Source organism: Microbispora cellulosiformans (assembly GCF_008728085.1).
Taxonomy (GTDB): domain Bacteria; phylum Actinomycetota; class Actinomycetes; order Streptosporangiales; family Streptosporangiaceae; genus Microbispora; species Microbispora amethystogenes.
Map to the genome: position 1 here is coordinate 90,490 of NZ_VYTZ01000008.1, position 19,255 is coordinate 109,744.

Genomic DNA, 19,255 nt, shown 5'->3' on the forward strand with positions numbered 1-19,255 from the left:
CCCCGGCCCTGGAGCGGAGCGGCCCCCGGCCCTGAAGCGGAGCGGCCCCGGCCCGCCCCGAGGTGATAACGGTCGCGGATCGTGGGTAGGGACCTGCTCCTGCCGCTCCGGGACATCGCATTCGCCAGGGCGCCGAGGCCGGAGGATCCGCGCCTCGCGCTCGGCTTCGGGCTGTCCGGAGCCTGCTGCCTGGTGGTCCCGTTGCTCGTGGGCCTGCTCACCGGCCATCCGGCCGGGGGCGCGACGGTCGGGCTCGGCGCGTGGCTGGTGGCAGCGCGGGCCATCGTGAACCCCGCGGGCGTACGGACGCCGTACCTGTTCGGGGTGGTGGTCTCGGTCGGCGTGGGAACGTCGCTCGGGGTCCTGGTGTCGGGCAGCAGCTGGATGATGATCGGCGCCGCCTCGGCCCTGGCCGGGCTCGGCGGGCTGGTACGGCCGATCGGCGTCACACCGGCGCTCACGCTGCTGCTGACGGCCGCGAACCCGCTGCCGCTCGATCCCCTGCCGCACACGGGCCTGCAACTGCTCGGCGGGCTGCTGCCTGCCGTCCTGCTCACCCTGCCCTGGCCGTGGCGGCGTACCCGCCCGGCCATCACGACGCTGAACGAGGTGGCCGCCGCACTGGCCGCGCTGGCGGAGGCGGTGCCCGGGGCAGACAAAGGCTCGATGCCCGGCCCCACCGCCGGCGCCGCGGGCCGCGACGCGGGGACCGACGGGCGCCAGGACGCACACCCGGCCGCGAGCCCCGCCGCTGAACGGAACGAGAGCCGGAACGAGGGCCGGAGCGAGGGCCGGGACGAGTGGGACGCGCGCCGCCGGGCGGCGGCGGACGCGCTCGCCGCGGTCGGCACGGCCCGGGCCCGGCGGCTGCGCGGCGAACGATCGCGGGCGGCGGACGACGTCGCGCTCGCGCTCCGCCGGGTGTTCCACGAGATCGTCGCGCTGCGCGGCCTGTGTGACACGCTGCGACGCCGGGCCCCCCGCGCGGTGGAGGAGGCCGGGATCGGCGACCTGACCGCGTCGCTCGCCGACGCGTTGCGGGCCTACCTGGCCGACTGCCCTCCGCTGCGGGAACCGGTGGTCGACTTCGGCGCCCGGGTCGACCGGTTGCGCGAGCGGACCACCGGCGGAGAGCGGGAGAAGGTCGTGCTCGTCCTGCTGCGTCAGGTCGCCCACAGCGTGGGACGGATCCAGGCGGCGCTGGACGGGTCCGCCGCGCAGGCCCGCCGCCTCTGCGCGCCAAGGCTCGACATCGGCGGGCTCGACGCCGCCGCGCTCGGCTTCGGCGGGCTCGCCGCGCCCCCGCCGCTCGCCTTCGACGACCCCCGGGTGCGGCACGCCCTGCGCGTCGTCCTCGGCACGGCCTTCGCCTCGGTGGTCATCGTGCTCTTCAAGCCGGCGTTCCCGCACTGGCTGGTGATCGCGGTGCTGGTCACCATCCAGCCGACGTACGGCGAGACGCGGGCGAGGGTGTGGGCGCGGGTGGGCGGCAGCACGGTCGGCGGGCTGGTCTCGGCCGCCGTGCTCAACCTCACGCCCGGTCACTGGGCGCTCGTGGCGCTGATCGGGGTGTCGGCCGCGCTGGCGTTCGGCCTGGCCCCGACCCACCAGGCCTACTGGGCGACGTTCATGACGATGTGCGTGCTGCTGCTGCTCGATTTCCAGGTGCCGCAGACGGCTCGGATCGCCGAGTCACGGGTCGTCCTCACCCTCGCGGGCGGGGCCATCGCGATCGCCTGCACGCGGCTGCTGTGGCCACGTGGCGAGACACGGCGGCTCGCCGACCGGGTGGGCCGGATGCTCGGCTCGCACGCGGCGGCCGCCCGCGCGCTGGCCCAGCTGGCACGGGGAAGGATGGCCGCCGAACGGGCCGAGGACCGGATCAGGAGGGCCGGGGTGGACGCCGAGATGGTCACCGGCGCGCTCGGCTACATCGCGAGAGAACCGGGCGGCACCGCCCCTGAGGCCGTCGGAGGGGCCCTCGACGCCGCCCAGCGGGTCCGCGACGACCTGCTGACGATGGTCTCGCTGCTCCGGGACGAGCCGATCGGGGCGGGGCCGGTCGCCGACGTGCTGGACGCCGTGGCCGGGCAGCTCCAGGCCGCCTCCCAGGCCGTGCAGGCGGGGGAGCCGTACGAGCCGGGTGAGGGCGTGAGCCGCGGGCTCGCCGACGACGCGATGTGGGTCGGCGCGCAGGCCGAGCGCCGGCTCGCCGAGCTCGAGTCGGCGCCGGAGGCCGCCGGATCGCGCCGTGCGCTCCTGCGGACCGCCGCCGCCGACCAGGCCCTGCGCTCGCTGGACGCCGACGCCGTACGGCTCTGCGCCGCGGCGGGCGGCGCCTTCGCGGCCGTACGGTGAGGGGCGTCAGGTGGTGGCGGGAGGCATGCCGTCCTCGGCGTCGGCCGCCTCCACCTCCTCGCGGGAGATGCCGAGAAGGTAGAGAATCGAGTCGAGGTAGGGCACGTTGACCGCGGTGTCGGCGGCCTGCCGGACGATCGGCTTGGCGTTGAACGCGATGCCGAGCCCGGCGACGGCGAACATGTCGAGGTCGTTGGCGCCGTCGCCGATCGCCACGGTCTGGCTCAGCGGGATGCCCGCCTCGGCGGCGAACCGCTCCAGCGCGCGGGCCTTGCCCGGCCGGTCCACGATCTCGCCGACGACCCGGCCGGTGAGCCGGCCGTCCACCACCTCCAGGGTGTTGGCGGCCGAATAGTCGATGCCGAGGTCCGCCACGAGAGAGTCGGTGATCTGGGTGAAGCCGCCGCTGACGATCGCGAAGCGGTAGTCGAGCCGCTTGAGCGTGCGGACCAGCGTGCGCGCGCCGGGGGTGAGGACGACCTCCTTGACGACCTTCTCGAAGACCTCCTCGGACAGGCCTTCGAGCAGCGCGACCCGTCTGACCAGCGACTCGGCGAAGTCGAGCTCGCCCCGCATGGCCTCGTCGGTCACCCGGGCGACCTCGTCGAGGCACCCGGCGTGCCGGGCCAGCAGCTCGATGACCTCGTTCTGGATCAGCGTCGAGTCGACGTCCATCACGATGAGCCGCTTGGCGCGGCGGTGCAGCCCGGTGCGCTGGACGGCCACGTCCACCTGCTGGGCGGCCGCCTCGGCGGCGAGTTCGGCCCGCAGCGCCTGCGGGTCCGCCCCCGAGACCGCGAGCTCGATGCAGGTGACGGGATAGCTCGACAGCCGTTCGATCCTGTCGATGTTGGCGCCGCTCGCGGCGATCCGCCCGGAGATCCCCGCCATCGCGGCGGGCAGCAGCGGCGCGCCCAGGACGGTGACGTGCAGGCGTCCGCGCCGTCGTTTCTCCTTGGAGGTCGTGCCGGTGGCGATCTCCAGGTCCATGTCGAGGTCGGCGGCCACCTGCTCGACGGCGGTCCACAGCCCGCCGATGGTGCCTCCGGTGCCGGTGGGCGGCCCTCCGGCGTAGGCGACGAGAACGCCAAGGGTCAGACGGCCGCGGATGACGACCTGCTCCACGTCGGCCACGACGACCGGGAACCCGGCCAGTACGGCGAAAAGCCGGGAGGTGACGCCCGGGCGATCCGGACCGGTCAGCGTGATCAGGAGCGTGCGCTGGTTCACGTTGTTTGAGGTTACTGTGCGGCTTGTCGTGGCCGCGCACGAGGTTCACGATGCGGACGCCTTCGTGCCCCCGGCCTGAGGGAGCGGCGTCATTTCCGCATGTCGTCATGGTGGTGGGCGCTTGCCCCGAGGAAGGACGTGACGACCTATGACGATCTCCCTTGGCCCCGGGCCCCTCCAGCCCGGCTCTCTGCGGACCGGCCCCCACACGAGCACTCACGACGGCCCTCACGATGGCCCCCGCAGGGGCCGCGACACCGGCCGCTACACCGTGCGCCTCGCCGAGAGCGCCGCCGACGTCCGCGCTGCCCAGCGGCTGCGCCACGAGGTCTTCGCCGTCGAGATGGGCGCCCGGCTGGACTCGCCGCTGAACGGTCACGACGCCGACCGGTTCGACGCGTACTGCGACCATCTCCTCGTCCGCGAGGGGGACACCGTGGTCGGCACCTACCGCCTGCTGCCGCCCGGCCGCTCGGACCGGCTCTACTCGGAGACCGAGTTCGACCTCGGCGCGCTGAAGGGCCTGCGCGGCGGCCTGGTCGAGGCGGGGCGCACCTGCGTGCATCCCGACCACCGCGGCGGGGCGGTCGTCGCGCTGATGTGGGCGGGGATCGCCCGCTATCTCGCCGACCACGGCCACACCTGGCTGGCGGGCTGCTGCTCGGTGCCGCTGGACGACGGCGGCGTGGTCGCCGCGGGGGTGGTCGACCGGGTGCCGCTCGGGCCGGAGGAGTATCGGGTGACTCCGCGCACGCCCTGGCGCGACGCCGGGGTGCCCCGGACCGACCGGTTCGTGCTGCCGCCGCTGCTGCGCGGCTATCTGCGGCTCGGCGCCTGGATCTGCGGAGCGCCCGCGTACGACCCGGATTTCGGCACGGCGGACTTCTTCGTACTGCTCTCGCTGGCCGAGACCGACCCGCGCTACCTGCGGCACTTCCTGGGAGAGACCCGGTGAGCGCGGTCACGCCCCTGCCGCCGGCCCCCTCGGCGACCCCTTCGGGGTCCGTTGAGCGCTCGGTCTGGCTGCCCCTGTCGTCCTGCGCGCCCGCCGCGTGTGTGCGGGCGCAGACGCGTACGGCCGGGCCGCTGCGGCGGGCCGCCCGGCTCGCCGGCGCGCTCGCGGTGCTCGCCGCCGGTCTGCCGGTCGCGCTCGTGATCGGCCGTACGGCCCGGCGGGGAACGGCGGTGGCCCGCTGGTCGCGCCTGTTCCTGCGGGCCCTCGGCATCAGGGTGGTGACCCGCCGCGGGTTCTCCTGCCTCGGAGGGTCCGCCCGGGCGCGGGCCGTACGCGACGACGACGGCCCGGCCCTGCTCGTGGGCAACCACGTCTCCTGGCTCGATCCCCTGGTGATGGCCGCGACCCTCCCCTGCCGCCCGCTGGCCAAGGCGGAGGTGGCCAGGTGGCCGGTGATCCGCACCCTGGCCACGGGCGGCGGCGCGCTGTTCGTCGACAGGGACGCCTTGTCCACCCTGCCGCGGGTCGTCGCGGACATGGCCGCCGCGCTGGGCCGCGGCGAGAGCGTCGCGGCGTTCCCGGAGGGCACCACCTGGTGCGGCCGGGAGATGGGGCGTTTCCGCCCGGCCGTCTTCCAGGCCGCGCTCGACGCGGGAGTGCCCGTACGGCCGGTCGCGCTGCGCTTCGTGGAAGGCACGGGCGAGTGCGCCACGCCGTCCACCCGGCCCTCGTTCGTCGGCGACGACACCCTGGTCGCCTCGCTCCTGCGCATCGTCGCGACCCGCGATCTGGTCGCGGAGGTGACCGTCTTCCCCGGCGTACGCCTGGAGCGGACGGCCCCGCTGGGCCTCCATCCGGCGGACGCGCGCGCCGAGGGGCAGGGCGAATGGTCCCGGCGGGGCGCGGCGCGAGCGGCGCTCGCCAGGATCGCCGAGGCCCAGGTCAGAACGGCACTCCTGCCCGAATCCGGCAGACCCGCCCTGGCCGCCTGAGCCGGTCGCCGTGGCCGGGCGGTGGCCCCGGAAACGGCGGACGCCCGCCTGCCGGGGCAGACGGGCGTCGTCGGGTTCGGTACGGCGAGGTCAGCGGACGATCTTCGTCTTGACCGTCTTCAGGAAGTACCAGTGCTTGACGCCCAGTTCCTTCCAGGCGCGCCGGTTGAGGTCCTCGGCGCCGTTGGGGACGTCCCACTGGTCCACACCGACGCGGGCGAGGGCCGTGCCGCGGGCGCCCTTCTTCAGCTTGACGGTGACCGAGAACGAGACCGCGTCGTCGACCTCCAGCGCGCGGGGCACCACGCACCAGAAGCCGTCGGAGAAGAAGGCGCATTCCGTGCCCTTGGGAGCGCTGTAGTACACCTTGCGCTCGATCCCCTTGGGCAGCTGGCCGCCGACGAAGTACGTGTCGGCGAGGTGCGGGCCCCGGTTGACCGCGCCGACGGTGTAGGTGATCCGCGAGCCGGCCCTGGCCTTCTTCGGGCCCTTCGCGACCACGTAGAAGCTCGAGTACGGCTCCGCCTTGGCGGTCGCCGCGGCGGTGGACGCCGGGGCGGCCGAGGCCGCCGGGGCCGCGGCGAGGAACAGGGCCCCCGCGAGCGGCGCGGCCGTCGCGAGGCCGACGATCTTCACGATCGGGTGACGCATGAGCGTGTGTCTCCTGAGGACGATGGGGAGAAAGGGAGGTTCCCCCACAAGGGGGAAATTTTGTACCATCCCCCCACATCATCCGTAAAGATCTTTATTGTGAAGATTGCGGATCCAATTGTCAGCGGGTGATTGTGCTCTTCGTCTTCACCCAGCTGATGCTGCCGCCGAACTCGTTGAGCAGCTGCTTGGGGTCGGTGTTGAGCGGCGTGTCGGTCACGGCTCCGCCGAAATAGCCGTAGAGCTTGCCCCGCGCGGATCCGCTCACCCAGGCCTTGGCCCAGAACGTGTAACTCCTCCCCTTCTTCAGGCCGGGCAGTACGCAGAGTGCTCGGATTCGCTCCCGGGTGCACCGCTCGTTGTAGCGAGAACCTTGCGGAACGTAAATTCGGGCCTTGGTGACATTCTTGGGGAACTTCGCGGCCAGGAATATCTCGTCCGTCCTGGTCTTGAGCTTGTTGACGAGGGTGACCTTGAAGGACACCACCCGGCCCGCCCTGACCCGGTAGGGATAGCTCACCTTGATGGAGACCGGGGCGGCGGCGGCCGCGGTGGTGGCCGAGCTGGTGCTCGCGCTGGTGCTCGTGGTGCTGGCCGCCCGCGCCGCCGTGGGCGCCAGGGACGGAGCGGACGCCGACGCGGCGGTGGGGGCGGAGACCACCAGCGCTCCGGCGGCCAGTGATGCGACCAGCGACGTCGTCGACTTACGGATGAGGGTTCGCATGTAGACAGCCTTGACCAACAAAATCTCAGATTCGTCACATATCAGAGAATGAGATGGCTGTCGCCGAACTCGTGCCACAGGTAGCCCTCCCGCAGCGCCTCCTCGTACGCCTCGGCCAGCACCCCGGTCCCGGTGATCGCCGACAGCATCATCAGATGGCTCGAACGCGGCTCGTGCAGGCCCGTGATCAGCCCGTCCACCGCGCGGACGCCTCCCGCCGGGGTGACCACGTGGGAGGTCCACCCCGACAGCGCCCGCACCCCGCCGTCGGGCCCCGCCTCCCCATGGCGTGGCCCGGCGACCGGAGGCCGCGCCGCCGTCTCCAGAGCGCGTACGACCGTCGTGCCGACGGCGATCACCCGGCCCCCGTGCGCGCGGGTGAGGTTCGCCAGCAGGGCCGTACGCGCGGAGACCGAGAACCACTCCGGATAGGGCGGTTCGTCCTTCTCCGGAGACGCGACGCCGGTGTGCAGCGTGATCGGAGCGATGCCGATGCCCCGGCTGACCAGCGCGGTCACGAGTTCCGGGGTGAACGGACGGCCCGCGCTCGGCATCTCCGCGCTGCCGGGCTCCACCCCGAAGACCGTCTGGTAGTCCGCGAGCGGCCAGTCGCGCCGCACGTAGCCGTACCGGATCGGCACGCCGTGCGCGGCGAGGTAGGAGAGCACGTCGCGGTCCAGGCGGGCCCGCCACAGCCGCGCCGTCTCCCGCTCGACCAGGCGCAGCGTGGCCCCTCCCGGCAGCGGCAGCCATTCCCCCGGTGCCGCGCCGAGATAGGGCTCCGTCGCCGTGGCCGTACGGCGGCGCAACTCCACCAGCCAGTCGCCGGACGCGAGCCGGCCCGAGAAGTGCACGGCCAGGCGGTCGAGCCGTACGGCCGCGGGCAGGGTGGCGGAGTCGTTCACCACGAGCAGGTCGCCGGGGGCCAGCAGCGACGGCAGGTCGGCGAAGACGTGATGAGTGACCTCGCCGGTGTCGCGGCGGGAGACCAGCAGCCTGACCTCGTCGCGGCGCAGCCCGCGTGCCTCGGGCGGCTCACGGGCCTCCAGCGGCGCCGCGAGCGCGAACGTCAGCGAGTCGCCCGACGCCCGCGGCCTGCCGGGCCCCCCGATCACGTCCGCCGGCCCGCCGGGGCCGGTCATCGCAGGTCTCCGCGGGTGAAGCGGCCCGGCGCGGGGCGGCCGGCGACGAGGCGCAGCAGGGCCGGCGCCACGCTCTCCGGTGGCGGCGCCGTCCCGGCCTCCTCCTCGCCGACCGCGTCCGCCAGCATGCGGGTCCGCATCTCGCCCGGGTCCACCCACCACACGGCGACGTCGGGCTCCTCGGCGGCGAGGACGTTCGAGACCTGGTCGAGGGCGGCCTTGGTCGCGCCGTAGCCGCCCCAGCCCTCGTACGCCTCCACGGCGGCGTCGGACGAGATGTTCACGATCGCGCCCTGCCGCTTGCGCAGCGCGGGCAGCGTGGCCTGGATCAGCGCCAGCGGCCCGACCACGTTCGTCTCGAACAGGGCCCGCAGGGAGTCCAGCGGATAGTCGGCGAGCCGGGGCAGCGGGGCCGGGCCGAGCCCGCTCGCGTTGTTCACGAGCAGGTCCAGTTCGGGGACGGCCTCGGCGAGCCGGGCCACGTGCGCGGGATCGGCGACGTCTCCGGGAATGGCCCGGGCGCCGAGGTCGAAGGCCGCGGACATCAGGTCCTCCTCGCCCCGCGCGGTGAGGAGGAGCGACCAGCCGTCGGCGGCGAGCGCTTTGGCGAGGGCCAGTCCCAGCCCTCGCGACGCTCCGGTGATGAGTGCCTGTCTCATGCGCTTCACGCTAGGAAGCGGCAGGTCAGGCGGGCATCGGACCACGGCCCGGCACGGGTTCGGCAGTTGGCCCTAGGTCCACCGGCCGACGCGCGCCGGGCGCCGGGCGACCTACGCTGGGTGCGTGCCCGAGCCCGCCGACACCGTTCCCCCGCCCGAGCCGCTCCGGTCCGGCCCGGACACGTGTGCCGAGCCGCTCCGGCCGGGACCGGACACGTGCGCCCGCGAGCGAGCCGCCCTGGACCATGCCGCCGCAGAGGACGCCCACGACCCGGACGCCCGGGATCGCGACGCACGGGATCGGGACGCCGTGCTGCACGCGGTCAGTTCGGCCGTGCTCGCGGTGACCCGTCACCTTTCGGTCCGGGAGGTCCTCCAGGTCATCGTGCGGTCCGCGCGACGGCTGCTGGACGCCCGCTACGCCGCGCTCGGCGTGCCCGACGACGACGGCGCGTTCGCGGAGTTCGTGGCTGAGGGCATCTCCGACGAGCAGTGGAAGGCCATCGGCCCCACCCCGCGCCAGCACGGCATGCTGGGCGCGCTGCTGCGCGAGGGAAGGCCGGTCCGGCTGCCCGACATCCGCCAGGATCCGCGGTACGGGTGGTGGCCGAAGGCCCATCCCGTGCTCACGGACTTCCTCGGCGTGCCGATCACGGACGGCGACACCGTGCTCGGGATCATCTTCCTGTCGAACAAGCGCACGCCCGGCGGGTTCGACGAGGCCGACGAGGACCTGCTGACGCTGTTCGCGGCGCACGCCGCCATCGCGCTCACCAACGCCCGCCTCTACGAGCGCGGGCGCGAGCTCACGGTGATCGAGGAACGCACGCGGATGGCCCGCGAGCTGCACGACGCCGTCAGCCAGAAGCTGTTCTCGCTGCGGCTGACCGCGCGGGCCGCCGCCGCGCTGGCCCGCACCGAGCCCGAGCGGGCGGCCGAGGCGATCGAGCGGGTCGAGCGGATGGCGGGGGAGGCGCTGACCGAGTTGCGCGCCGTGATCGTGGAACTGCGCCCGCCCGAGCTGGACCGGTACGGCCTCGTGGAGGGCCTGCGCGAGCAGGTGGCCCTGCTCGACCGCCTGCATCCCGCGACCGTCGCGTTCACGGCCGAGGGCGAGCCGCCCGGCGACCTGCCGCCCGAGGTCGAGGTCGCCGTGCTCCGGGTCGCCCAGGAGGCGCTGCACAACGCCGTACGGCACGCCGGGGCCGGCCGCATCGGCGTGCGCCTCACGCGCGCCGCGGCCACCCTGGCGCTGGAGGTGACCGACGACGGCGCGGGCTTCGACAGCGACGACATGAGCGGGACGGCGGCACGCGGCCTGGGGCTGCCCTCGATGGGCGACCGGGCCCAGGCCGTCGGCGGCACGCTGTCGGTCTCCTCCACGCCCGGCCGCGGCACGACCGTACGACTGGAGGTGCCCGCGTGATCCGCGTGCTCATCGCCGACGACCACCCCGTCGTACGGCAGGGACTGCGCACGTTTCTGGAGATCCAGGAGGACATCGGCGTCGTCGGCGAGGCGGCGGACGGCGCCGAGGCCGTCGCGCTGACCGAGTCGCTCGCCCCCGACGTGCTGCTGCTCGACCTGAGGATGCCGGTGCTCGACGGCCTCGGCGCGCTGGCGGAGCTGAGCGGGCGGGACGTGCGGGTGATCGTCCTCACGTCGGTGAGCGACCGCGGCGACGTCGCACCGGCGATGCGCGCGGGCGCGGCGGGCTTCCTCTACAAGGACGTGGACCCGGCCGCGCTCGTGCGGGCGATCCACGCCGTGCACAGCGGGCAGGTCCTGCTCGCGCCGGAGGCGGCCGAGGCCATGCTGTCGGGCCCGGCGGAGCGTGCGCGGCCGGAACAGGCGGCCACGCTGACCGACCGGGAGCGCGAGGTGCTGCGGCACATCGCGGCGGGACGGTCGAACCGGGAGATCGCCCGCGCGCTGGTGGTGGCGGAGAAGACGGTGAAGACCCACGTCTCCAACGTGCTCATGAAGCTCGGCGTGCAGGACCGCACCCAGGCCGCGCTCTACGCCGTACGGCACGGCCTGGCCTGAGCGCCGCCGGGGGTCAGGTCGGTCAGACCTGGGACTCCACGATGGCGTTGTGCGCGGCGACCCTGGCCCGCCGTACGGCCCGGTCGAGGTCGCGCAGGACGGCGCCGCGCACGGCGACCTGCCCGGAGGTGAGACCGCGCTCGTCGGCCAGGCGGAGCGCGACGGCGAGCCGGGCGGCGAGCGCGCCGACCCGGTGCGCCCTGCCCGGATAGCCGGGGGCGAGGGCCTCGCCCGCGCGGTCGAGCGCGTCCGCCGCGGGGAAGCCCTGCGCCGGGCCGCCCACGCCGAGCAGCGCCTCGGTGGCGGCGACCATGGCGGTCCGCAGGGACTGCTCCGCCTCCGCCAGCGAGGGCACGTCGGGGGGCGCCGCCGACGCCTCGGCCGTGGCCCAGCGGACGCCGCGGTACGACGAGCCGCGCCGGTCGGCGGACGGCACGAGGCCGAGGCACCTGCCGGACAGCACGGCCACGACGGCCTGACCGGCGTCGATGGCGACGCCGTTGAAGGAGGGCGGGCCGGTGAGCCCGAGCGGGTCGCCGGAGACCGGCAGGGCGAGGCGGAACGCGCTCAGCCCCTCGATCCTGCGGTCCAGGAGGAAGGCCAGCAGGGGGGTCTCGATCCCCTCCGCCGCCACCACCTGGGGCCCCGCCTCGCGCTCGACGCGGTCGAGGGCGGTCTCCAGACTCACGTGTCCCAGGAGCCAGGCGTTGCCCCAGGCGACGAGCGTGGCCGAGATCGGTGAATCGGTGTGCACCCGATCCACGATATGTGGTCGGACTGCCATAGTTTTATCCCAGAGAACCACAGGAGGGGGACCACGATGGGCGGTCAGGTGCTTCAGCTTCAGGACGTGGCCGTCCGCAGGGACGGCGCCGCCCTGCTGCGCGGCATCGACTGGAGCGTGCGCGAGGACGAGCGCTGGGTGATCATCGGGCCCAACGGCGCGGGCAAGACGACGTTGCTCCAGGTGGCCGCCTCGCTGCTGTTCCCGACCGAGGGGTCGGTGGAGATCCTCGGCGAGCGGCTCGGCCAGACGGACGTGTTCGACCTGCGGCCCCGGATCGGGCTGGCCAGCGCGGCGCTGTCGGAGCGCATCCCGCCGGACGAGAAGGTCATCGATCTCGTGCTCACCGCGTCGTACGCCATCCTGGGCCGCTGGAACGAGGAGTACGACTCCAACGACGTCACCCGCGCCGTCGAGCTGATCGACCAGCTCGGCTGCGCGCACCTGATCCGGCGGCGCTTCTCGACGCTGTCGGAGGGCGAGCGCAAGCGCGTGCAGATCGCCCGCGCGCTCATGCCGGACCCCGAGCTGCTCCTGCTCGACGAGCCCGCCGCCGGGCTCGACGTGGCCGGCCGCGAGGACCTGGTACGCCGCCTCGGCGCGCTGGCCCAGGACCCGGCGTCGCCGACGATGGTCCTGGTCACCCATCACGTCGAGGAGATCCCGGCCGGGTTCACCCACGTGCTGCTGCTGCGCGGCGGCGCGGTCGTCGACGAGGGGCCGATCGAGACGGCGATGACCGCGGAGAACCTGTCGGCCACCTTCGGCGTCCCGCTGCACCTCGACCGGGGCCAGACCGGCCGCTGGTACGCCCGGCCCCTCTGACCCTCCGGGGTACGGCCGGCCGGGTCCCCCTCCGGCCGCCCGCGCGGGCCCGACGCCTACCCTGAGGCGACAGCCGTACGAGGGAGCAGGTGCGAGTGACGCCGTGGGAGGCGGTCGCGGTCTTCGCGGCCGGTGTGGGGGCCGGGGCCATCAACGCGGTCGTGGGATCGGGGTCGCTGATCACGTTCCCCACGATGCTGGCCGTCGGGTTCCCGCCGATCGTCGCCAACGTGTCGAACAACGTCGGCCTCGTCCCCGGCGGGGTGACCGGGGTGCTCGGCTACCGTGCGGAGCTCAGGGGCCAGCGCGAGCGTCTGGTCCGGCTGGGCGCCGCCTCGGTGATCGGCTCGCTCGCCGGCGGGCTGCTGCTCCTGCGCCTGCCCGCGGAGGCCTTCCGGGTCATCGTCCCGGTGCTCATCGGCCTGGCCTGCCTCATGGTGGTGTTCCAGCCCAGGATCAACGAGTGGCTGGCCGCGCGGCGGCGGCCACACCCGCACGGTGGGCCGTGGCTCTGGGCGGGCGTCCTCGGCGCCGGGATGTACGGCGGCTACTTCGGCGCGGCCCAGGGGATCGTCCTGATCGGCCTGCTCGGCAGTTTCCTCGACGAGGACCTGCAACGGGTCAACGCGGCCAAGAACCTGCTGTCGCTGCTGGTCAACGCCACCGCGGCGGTGCTGTTCGCGTTCATCGCGCCGGTGGACTGGGCGGCCGCGCTGACGGTGGCGCTGGGGTCGGCCGCGGGCGGCTTCCTCGGCGCCCGCCTCGGCCGCAGACTGCCCGCACCCTTGCTCCGGGGCTTCATTGTTGTCGTCGGAATCGTGGCGATAGTGAAGCTGGTGTTCTGAAAGGGTATGTATGCCTTCGTGAAGGGCGACCGGGTGGAGATCGTGATCGATGCCGGAGGCACCCCGCGCACGTACGAGATGATCGCGACCAGGGCGGGACGCCGGATCGAGGTCACCACGGGCCGGGGAGTCGTGGAGGTCACCGAGGTGACGCGGTCGGGCACCCCCGTCCGCACCGCGAGGTTCATGTCCAACCGGGTGCTCGCGCTGGTCGAGCATCCCGCCGACGACCGCGGCCCCGACACCGAGTGATGCCGGTCGCCGCGGTCGAGTGACCGGGCGCGGTCACTCGGCGGGACGGACCTGCACCACGCCGTCCTGCCGCAACCGGGTCTGGAAGGCCGGCTGGCGCGACGTCGCGGGGCCGTGCGTGACCCTGCCGTCGGAGATGCGGAAGGCGCTGCCGTGCCAGGGGCAGACGATGCAGGGCTCGCCGTTCTCCATCGCGACCCGCCCCTGGTGAAGAGGGCCGCCGAGGTGGGAGCAGTTGTCCGCGAGCACGCTCACGTCGTCGCCGAGACGGATGACGAACAGGTCGATGTAGCCCAGCCGCCGCCGCACCGGCCGCCCGTTGGGCAGTTCCTTCAGGGCGCACAGGTCGTGCCAGCCGAGCGGCACGAGATGGCCGACCGACTCCGCGTGGTTGGCCCCGGCCGCCTGCCGGTAGGACATGTGCCCGCCGAGATAGCCGCCCGCGGAGGCCGCCGCGAGCCCGGCGTACGCCAGGGTCCGGCCCGCCCGCTCACGTCCCCGCATCCGTAACAGCAGGGAGCCGGTGTAGCAGACGGCCGCGGCCGCGTTGGTCATCGCGTGCACCAGGCCCACCCGCTGCTGTTCGCGGTGGAGCGTGGACCAGTCGGTGAGGCCGGCCGCCACCGTGGGGACGGCGCTGCCCAGCCCCGCGAGGATCAGCGTGCGGGCCGCCCGCGACCCGGTCTTCGTCATGTCGACCACGCCGGCCGACAGCCAGCAGCCGAAGCTGACCATCGCGAGCGCCGGGTGCAGCGGATGTCCGATGGGCACGCCGTGCAGGAAGTCCCGGGTCTTGCCCGGGCCGAGCTTGCGGCGCACCTGTTTGGAGATGACAGCGATCGGCCGGTCGAGCACGGTGGCCCGCTCAAGCCCGTCGAAGACCTCGGCGGCGGGGACTCTCCGCGCCATCCGGCCCGTACGCCGCGACCTCGTCGTCTCTTCCATGTCTCGCCCCCTAACACCGGATCACGTACCCGCGCGTCACAGGTGTGAACATGGACAGGAATGAGACGGTATACGCGGGTTTCAGGCGCGCTCGCCCGGGTCTCCGAGCGGCGGAAGCGTCAGGGCGCGAGGTGGCCCCGGGCGACCGAGGCGGAGACGAGCCCGGCGGCGTACTCGCCGAGCGTGGGCGAGCCCTCCTCGATGAGCCGCACCTTCTCCATCACCTGGCGGGCGGTCACCTTGTAGAGCGACCAGGTGCCGCCCTCGTTGTGGTGGTTCGCGATGATCGGCGCGAGCCGGTCGAGCGCCCGGGCGAACCTCGCCTCCGGTGTGCGCCGCTCCTCGAACTCGTCCCACAGGCCCCGCAGGCCCGCTCCCTGGTCCTCCGGCAGCAGCCCGAAGATCCGGTCGGCCGCCGCGCGTTCGAGGGCGGCCTGCCCCTCCACCGCGACGGAGTCGTAGATGAAGGTGTCGCCGGCGTCGATCTCCACGATGTCGTGGACGAGCAGCATGGCGACCACCCTCGCCATGTCGGTGCCGGGAGGCGCGTGCTCGGCCAGGGTCATCGCCATCACGCCCAGATGCCAGGAATGCTCGGCGTCGTTCTCCCGGCGCGACCCGTCGATGAGAGAGTTCCGGCGGATGACGCGCTTCAGCTTGTCGATCTCGGTGTGGAAGGCGAGCTGGGACTGCAGCCGTTCGTGGATGAGCGCGGTCGTCACCCGCGCAAGCCTAACCGGTCGCCGTCGTCTTCCGCCTGATCCGCGAGCGTGTGCCGCGCCGGGGCGTTCGGCGGCGGTGACCGCATGTCACGGGTGACATGGCGTCACGGTGTCCCCGCGTCACGCGCGGAAGAGGCGGCCGACCTCCTCCAGTTCCTGGACGAGGTCGAAGCGGGGATCGCGATACTGCCGGGCGCCGAAGCCGGTGCGGCTGACGGTCCACCTGAGCTCGCGGGCCCATCTGTCCTGCTCGGCGCACAGAGCCAGGTCGGCCGTCGTCATCCGGCTTCTTATCAATGAGAACCAGGCGGCACCGGGGGGATTCATGGGAGTCTCCTTCCGGATGGGTGCCAAGCGGAGATCTCGTCGTGCTGAGTTCGTCGTCGTGCATTCGTCGTGCTGTGTTCGTGGCCCCGAGTTCGTTGTGCTGGGTTCAACGAACGGAGAGCGCGCTCCGCGCCCGGAACGGCCCTGTAGTGGTCCCTGTTCGTGGTCCCTGTAGTGGTCACTGCTCGCGCGGCGCGAGCGCCGGCCCCACCGGCCGGGTGTCGAAATCCCGCTGGCTCGGATGCCTCCCGTTGTCACGCGCACCCGAGGCGGGCGGCGCCCATGCCTCGGAAACCGGCCGGGCGCGTGCCCCGGGTAGGAAATCGGGCTCCGGAACATTCCGCCGGCGACCGCCGGCGTCCCCACCGTCCGGGAGACCTTTCCTGTATCGATCGTGACCCAGTTCACATTCCGCTGCAATACTTGGCGAAAAGAAATCCGCAACAATCTTCTGCGGATGCAGTGCAATTTTCACTGCAACTTGCATCGGCGGGCGAGGTATCTTCGGACAGGGCGCCCTACATCCGTGCGCCCGCTCCACCGGACGAAGGAGGTCGGCCGGGATGCCCGAGCACGGCAGTCCCACCGTCCGGCGGCGGCGGCTGGGGCAGGAACTGCGCCGGTTGCGTGAGCGCGCCGACATGACCGGTGACCAGGTCGCGACCCGGCTCGGCTGGTCGGCCGCGAAGATCAGCAGAATCGAGACGGCGCGCACCGCACCTCGCGAGAGCGACGTTGAGGCGCTTCTGGTGATCTACATGGTAGATTCGCGCCAACGCCAAGAGCTGCTCGCCCTGCACCGGGACGCGACCCGGAAGGGCTGGTGGGAGGACTATCGCGACTCCCTGCCCAAGGAATACACGACGTTCCTGGGCCTGGAGGCCGAAGCCACGACGGCACGCGACTGGGAACCCCAGGTGGTGCCGGGTCTGTTTCAGACCGAGGCGTACGTCCGCGCCATGATGGAGAGCGGGCAGCGGAGCACCCTTGAGGCGCCGGGCGGCGTCCGCAGCCGGATCGAGGTCCGGATGGCCCGCCAGCAGGCGGTTCTGCGGGTGGACAATCCGCTGGCCATCTCGGCCGTGGTCGAGGAGTCGGTCCTGCTGCGCCGGTTCGGCGGCGACGAGGTGATGCGGGAGCAGCTCGGGCGGTTGATCGAGGTGTCTGAGCTGCCGAACGTCGAGTTGCGGATCCTTCCGCTCGACACGGCCCACCCGATCAACACCGGAGCGTTCAGCCACCTCAAACTGCCCGAGTTCCATGACGTCGTGTACCTGGAGGCACTCCTGGGCGGACGCCTGGTCGAGGACGAGACGATCGTCTACCGGTACGAGGTGGCATTCGACTACCTGGAGACGAAGGCTCTTGACGTGGACGACTCCCGCAGGCTCCTGGAAAAAACTGTCCGTCATTGGCGATAGAGCCTCAAGACCGCCCCGGAAATCCGCGCGGAGAATCTCCGGGGGGAGAGAACACCTTCCATGAACTCGATTGACCTGTCCGGCGCCGCCTGGTGGAAGAGCAGCCGGAGCTCTAACAACTGCGCCTGCGTGGAGGTGGCCGTCCTGCCGGGCGGCCACGTCGGCGTACGCGACAGCAAGAACCAGGATGGTCCGGCGCTCGTTTTCACGCCCGCCGAGTGGGACGCGTTCGTCGGCGGCGTCAAGGACGGCGAGTTCGACCTCTGAGCGGTTTCTCCGGCAGGTTTCTCTGACCGGTCACGGCCCCGTGCAGGACCCGCGTCCGCGCGGGCCCTACACGGGGCTTGTACGGGGCCTGTATGAGGGTGCAAACGGGGCGGCGGGGCCGGGCAGGAAGCCCCGGGACGCCTGGGCGGAACGGGAACCCGTCCTCCGCGGGACCGCGGGAGATGGCATGCTCAGGTGCCGTGAGACGTCTTCCCCTCGCCCCGGCCCTGTTCACCCTCCTCGCGTCCGCCCTCCTCGCCGCCGGCTGCAGCGCGGCGGAGAGCGAGTCCGTTCCCGGCGCGTCGCGGCAGGAACGGCAGGAGACGACGACCTCCTCCGCGTCGTCCCCCAAGCCGCAGCGGCGGCCCTACACGATCTCCTTCGCTGGGGACGTGCACTTCGAAGGCGTGCTGCGCAACCGGCTGAACGCCGACCCGCGCACCGCACTCGGCCCGATCGCCGCCGTGCTGCGCAGGTCGAACCTCACCGCGCTCAACCTCGAGACCGCCATCACCACCGGCGGCACGCCCGCGCCGGGCAAGCAGTTCACCTTCCGCGCCCCGGCGACGGCCTTCACCGCTCTCAAGGCCGCCGGGGTGGACGTCGTGACGATGGCCAACAACCACGGCATGGACTACATGGAGAGCGGCCTGCGCGACACGCTGGCCGCCATCAGGTCGTCGAAGTTCCCGGTCATCGGCATCGGCGCGAACGAGACCGAGGCATACCGGCCCTACCGCAGGACGGTCAACGGCAACCGCGTGTCGATCATCGGCGCCACGCAGGTGCTCGACGAGCAGTTCATCCAGTCCTGGACCGCCGCCGGTGACAAGGCCGGGCTCGCCTCCGCGAAGAACGAGCCGCGCATCCTGCGCGCCGTACGGCAGGCCCGCAAGAACAGCGACACCGTCATCGTGTTCCTCCACTGGGGCGCCGAGCTGGTGAAGTGCCCGACACCGGTGCAGCGCGGCCTGGCGGACAAGCTCGTGGAGGCGGGAGCCGACGTGGTGGTGGGCAGCCACGCGCACATCCTGCTGGGCGGCGGCTACTCCGGCCAGGCGTACGTGCAGTACGGCCTCGGCAACTTCGCCTTCTACAACTGGGGTCCGCAGACCGGGACGACCGGCGTGCTGACCCTGACCATCAACGGGAGGAAGGTCCTCAAGGACCAGTGGACCCCCGCCCGGATCAACGGCGGAGTGCCCGTCCCGGTCACCGGCGGAGCCAGGGAGCAGGCGGTCGGCGCGTACCGCGCGCTGCGCGGCTGCACCGGCCTGTCGGCCGCGCCGCGGGACTCGTGACGGCGACGACACCGGAATCTTGCCGCATTTCCGGCGAGTGACCGCTAAGCCCTGACCGCGGACCGTGAAACAGGCAAGATGGGTGGGTGTCCAGCCGGGTGGTGTCGGAGATGGGTGATCTCGTCGTCGAAGGCCGGGGTCCCAGGGGTGGTGAGAGCATGTCACCGCGCTCGTCGCACGCCGGAGAGCCGCTGCGGCGGCGCCCCTCACAGCGTCGCAGCGCCCGCAGGGTGGAGCGGATGCTCGACGCCTGCGCGGAACTGCTCGACGAGGGCGGGTACGACGCCCTCACGACCACCCGGGTCGCCGAACGGGCCGGAGTGGCCATCGGCTCGGTCTACCAGTTCTTTCCCGACAAGCGGGCGCTCAGCCGGGCGCTGGCGCGGCGCAACGTCGAGTTGTTCGCCGCGCGGGTCGGGCGCCGCTTCATGATCGATGACTACACCAGCTGGTGGGACGCGGTCGACGCCATCATCGACGAGTACGTCGAGATGCACCGGACCGTGCCGGGTTTCCGCTCACTGCACTTCGGCGACGTCTTCGACCTCGACCTGCTCGACTCCGTCGCGGACAACAACACGGTGATCGCCGGACGCCTCCGGGCGCTGCTCCTGACCGAATTCGGGCTCGCCGACGGCGAGGATTTGGACCGTGCCATTCTCGTCGCGGTCGAGGCCGGGGACGCGGTGCTCAAGCTCGCCTTCCGCCATGACCCGCACGGCGACCCCGGGATCGTGGCCGAGGCGAAGCAACTCGTACGCGGATATCTCTCCCGGCAGCTCAACGCCGCCGAGTCGCGCCGGCGGTGA

At 72.8% G+C, this 19,255-nt stretch carries 21 protein-coding genes; 12 read left to right on the plus strand and 9 right to left on the minus strand.

The features are described from left to right. Positions 1–81: 81 nt before the first annotated feature. Positions 82–2,358: an FUSC family protein gene (locus F5972_RS22935; protein ID WP_150935720.1), complete on the plus strand. Its 2,277-nt coding sequence runs from the start codon at positions 82–84 to the stop codon at positions 2,356–2,358. Between the two features lie 6 nt (positions 2,359–2,364). Here the strand turns inward: F5972_RS22935 and serB are convergent, their stop codons facing one another. Next, positions 2,365–3,588 (minus strand): phosphoserine phosphatase SerB, encoded by a 1,224-nt coding sequence (gene serB, locus F5972_RS22940; protein ID WP_191910275.1) that lies wholly within the window; start codon positions 3,586–3,588, stop codon positions 2,365–2,367. 148 nt (positions 3,589–3,736) lie between these two features. On the opposite strand from serB, the gene F5972_RS22945 reads away from it, so the two are divergent. Both F5972_RS22945 and F5972_RS22950 read left to right on the plus strand, forming a co-directional pair. Then, positions 3,737–4,543 carry a GNAT family N-acetyltransferase gene (locus F5972_RS22945; RefSeq protein WP_150935722.1) on the plus strand — a complete coding sequence of 269 codons (807 nt, stop codon included), beginning with the start codon at positions 3,737–3,739 and terminating at the stop codon, positions 4,541–4,543. Then, a complete protein-coding gene (locus F5972_RS22950; RefSeq protein WP_191910276.1) occupies positions 4,540–5,535 on the plus strand; it encodes a lysophospholipid acyltransferase family protein in 996 nt (331 codons plus the stop codon). Before F5972_RS22945 ends, F5972_RS22950 begins: the two co-directional genes overlap by 4 nt. A gap of 90 nt (positions 5,536–5,625) precedes the next feature. On the opposite strand, the gene F5972_RS22955 is transcribed toward F5972_RS22950, so the two are convergent. The 4 genes from F5972_RS22955 to F5972_RS22970 form a co-directional block, all read right to left on the minus strand. After that, positions 5,626–6,186 (minus strand): DUF11 domain-containing protein, encoded by a 561-nt coding sequence (locus F5972_RS22955; protein ID WP_191910277.1) that lies wholly within the window; start codon positions 6,184–6,186, stop codon positions 5,626–5,628. A gap of 121 nt (positions 6,187–6,307) precedes the next feature. Next, positions 6,308–6,910, minus strand: a complete 603-nt coding sequence (locus F5972_RS22960) for a hypothetical protein (RefSeq protein WP_150935728.1) — start codon at positions 6,908–6,910, stop codon at positions 6,308–6,310. Positions 6,911–6,951: 41 nt separating this feature from the next. After that, complete coding sequence (locus F5972_RS22965) at positions 6,952–8,052, minus strand: S-adenosylmethionine:tRNA ribosyltransferase-isomerase (RefSeq protein WP_150935731.1); 1,101 nt, start codon at positions 8,050–8,052, stop codon at positions 6,952–6,954. Then, positions 8,049–8,711: an SDR family NAD(P)-dependent oxidoreductase gene (locus F5972_RS22970; protein WP_150935733.1), complete on the minus strand. Its 663-nt coding sequence runs from the start codon at positions 8,709–8,711 to the stop codon at positions 8,049–8,051. Before F5972_RS22970 ends, F5972_RS22965 begins: the two co-directional genes overlap by 4 nt. A 124-nt stretch (positions 8,712–8,835) precedes the next feature. Here F5972_RS22970 and F5972_RS22975 point away from each other — a divergent pair, with 124 nt between their 5' ends. Together F5972_RS22975 and F5972_RS22980 are read left to right on the plus strand one after the other, a co-directional pair. Continuing rightward, entirely contained in the window at positions 8,836–10,137 is a 1,302-nt protein-coding gene (locus F5972_RS22975; RefSeq protein ID WP_225311757.1) for a GAF domain-containing sensor histidine kinase, read from the plus strand. After that, positions 10,134–10,757, plus strand: a complete 624-nt coding sequence (locus tag F5972_RS22980; protein ID WP_150935735.1) for a response regulator — start codon at positions 10,134–10,136, stop codon at positions 10,755–10,757. Before F5972_RS22975 ends, F5972_RS22980 begins: the two co-directional genes overlap by 4 nt. Positions 10,758–10,779: 22 nt before the next feature. On the opposite strand, the gene F5972_RS22985 is transcribed toward F5972_RS22980, so the two are convergent. Further along, positions 10,780–11,511: a hypothetical protein gene (locus F5972_RS22985; protein WP_225311758.1), complete on the minus strand. Its 732-nt coding sequence runs from the start codon at positions 11,509–11,511 to the stop codon at positions 10,780–10,782. Between the two features lie 66 nt (positions 11,512–11,577). Here F5972_RS22985 and F5972_RS22990 point away from each other — a divergent pair, with 66 nt between their 5' ends. The 3 genes from F5972_RS22990 to F5972_RS23000 all read left to right on the plus strand — a co-directional run bounded on the left by F5972_RS22990 (position 11,578) and on the right by F5972_RS23000 (position 13,463). After that, positions 11,578–12,366 carry an ABC transporter ATP-binding protein gene (locus tag F5972_RS22990; protein WP_150935740.1) on the plus strand — a complete coding sequence of 263 codons (789 nt, stop codon included), beginning with the start codon at positions 11,578–11,580 and terminating at the stop codon, positions 12,364–12,366. A gap of 95 nt (positions 12,367–12,461) precedes the next feature. Further along, complete coding sequence (locus F5972_RS22995) at positions 12,462–13,211, plus strand: sulfite exporter TauE/SafE family protein (RefSeq protein ID WP_150936258.1); 750 nt, start codon at positions 12,462–12,464, stop codon at positions 13,209–13,211. 6 nt (positions 13,212–13,217) lie between these two features. Beyond that, positions 13,218–13,463, plus strand: a complete 246-nt coding sequence (locus F5972_RS23000) for a hypothetical protein (protein ID WP_225311759.1) — start codon at positions 13,218–13,220, stop codon at positions 13,461–13,463. 33 nt (positions 13,464–13,496) lie between these two features. On the opposite strand, the gene F5972_RS23005 is transcribed toward F5972_RS23000, so the two are convergent. The 3 genes from F5972_RS23005 to F5972_RS23015 all read right to left on the minus strand — a co-directional run bounded on the left by F5972_RS23005 (position 13,497) and on the right by F5972_RS23015 (position 15,457). Further along, on the minus strand, positions 13,497–14,408 hold the full coding sequence (locus tag F5972_RS23005) for a Rieske (2Fe-2S) protein (protein ID WP_150935741.1): 912 nt from the start codon (positions 14,406–14,408) through the stop codon (positions 13,497–13,499). A gap of 119 nt (positions 14,409–14,527) precedes the next feature. Further along, positions 14,528–15,130, minus strand: a complete 603-nt coding sequence (locus tag F5972_RS23010; RefSeq protein WP_150935743.1) for an HD domain-containing protein — start codon at positions 15,128–15,130, stop codon at positions 14,528–14,530. A gap of 120 nt (positions 15,131–15,250) precedes the next feature. Then, positions 15,251–15,457, minus strand: coding sequence for a hypothetical protein (locus tag F5972_RS23015; RefSeq protein ID WP_150935745.1), 207 nt, complete (start codon positions 15,455–15,457; stop codon positions 15,251–15,253). A 563-nt stretch (positions 15,458–16,020) separates the two neighbouring features. On the opposite strand from F5972_RS23015, the gene F5972_RS23020 reads away from it, so the two are divergent. From F5972_RS23020 to F5972_RS23035, 4 genes are all read left to right on the plus strand, one after another. Beyond that, a complete protein-coding gene (locus F5972_RS23020; RefSeq protein ID WP_150935747.1) occupies positions 16,021–16,878 on the plus strand; it encodes a helix-turn-helix domain-containing protein in 858 nt (285 codons plus the stop codon). A gap of 60 nt (positions 16,879–16,938) precedes the next feature. Then, complete coding sequence (locus F5972_RS23025; protein ID WP_117409129.1) at positions 16,939–17,145, plus strand: DUF397 domain-containing protein; 207 nt, start codon at positions 16,939–16,941, stop codon at positions 17,143–17,145. Positions 17,146–17,345: 200 nt separating this feature from the next. Further along, positions 17,346–18,446 (plus strand): CapA family protein, encoded by a 1,101-nt coding sequence (locus tag F5972_RS23030; RefSeq protein WP_225311760.1) that lies wholly within the window; start codon positions 17,346–17,348, stop codon positions 18,444–18,446. 158 nt (positions 18,447–18,604) lie between these two features. Beyond that, a complete protein-coding gene (locus tag F5972_RS23035; RefSeq protein WP_150936260.1) occupies positions 18,605–19,255 on the plus strand; it encodes a TetR family transcriptional regulator in 651 nt (216 codons plus the stop codon).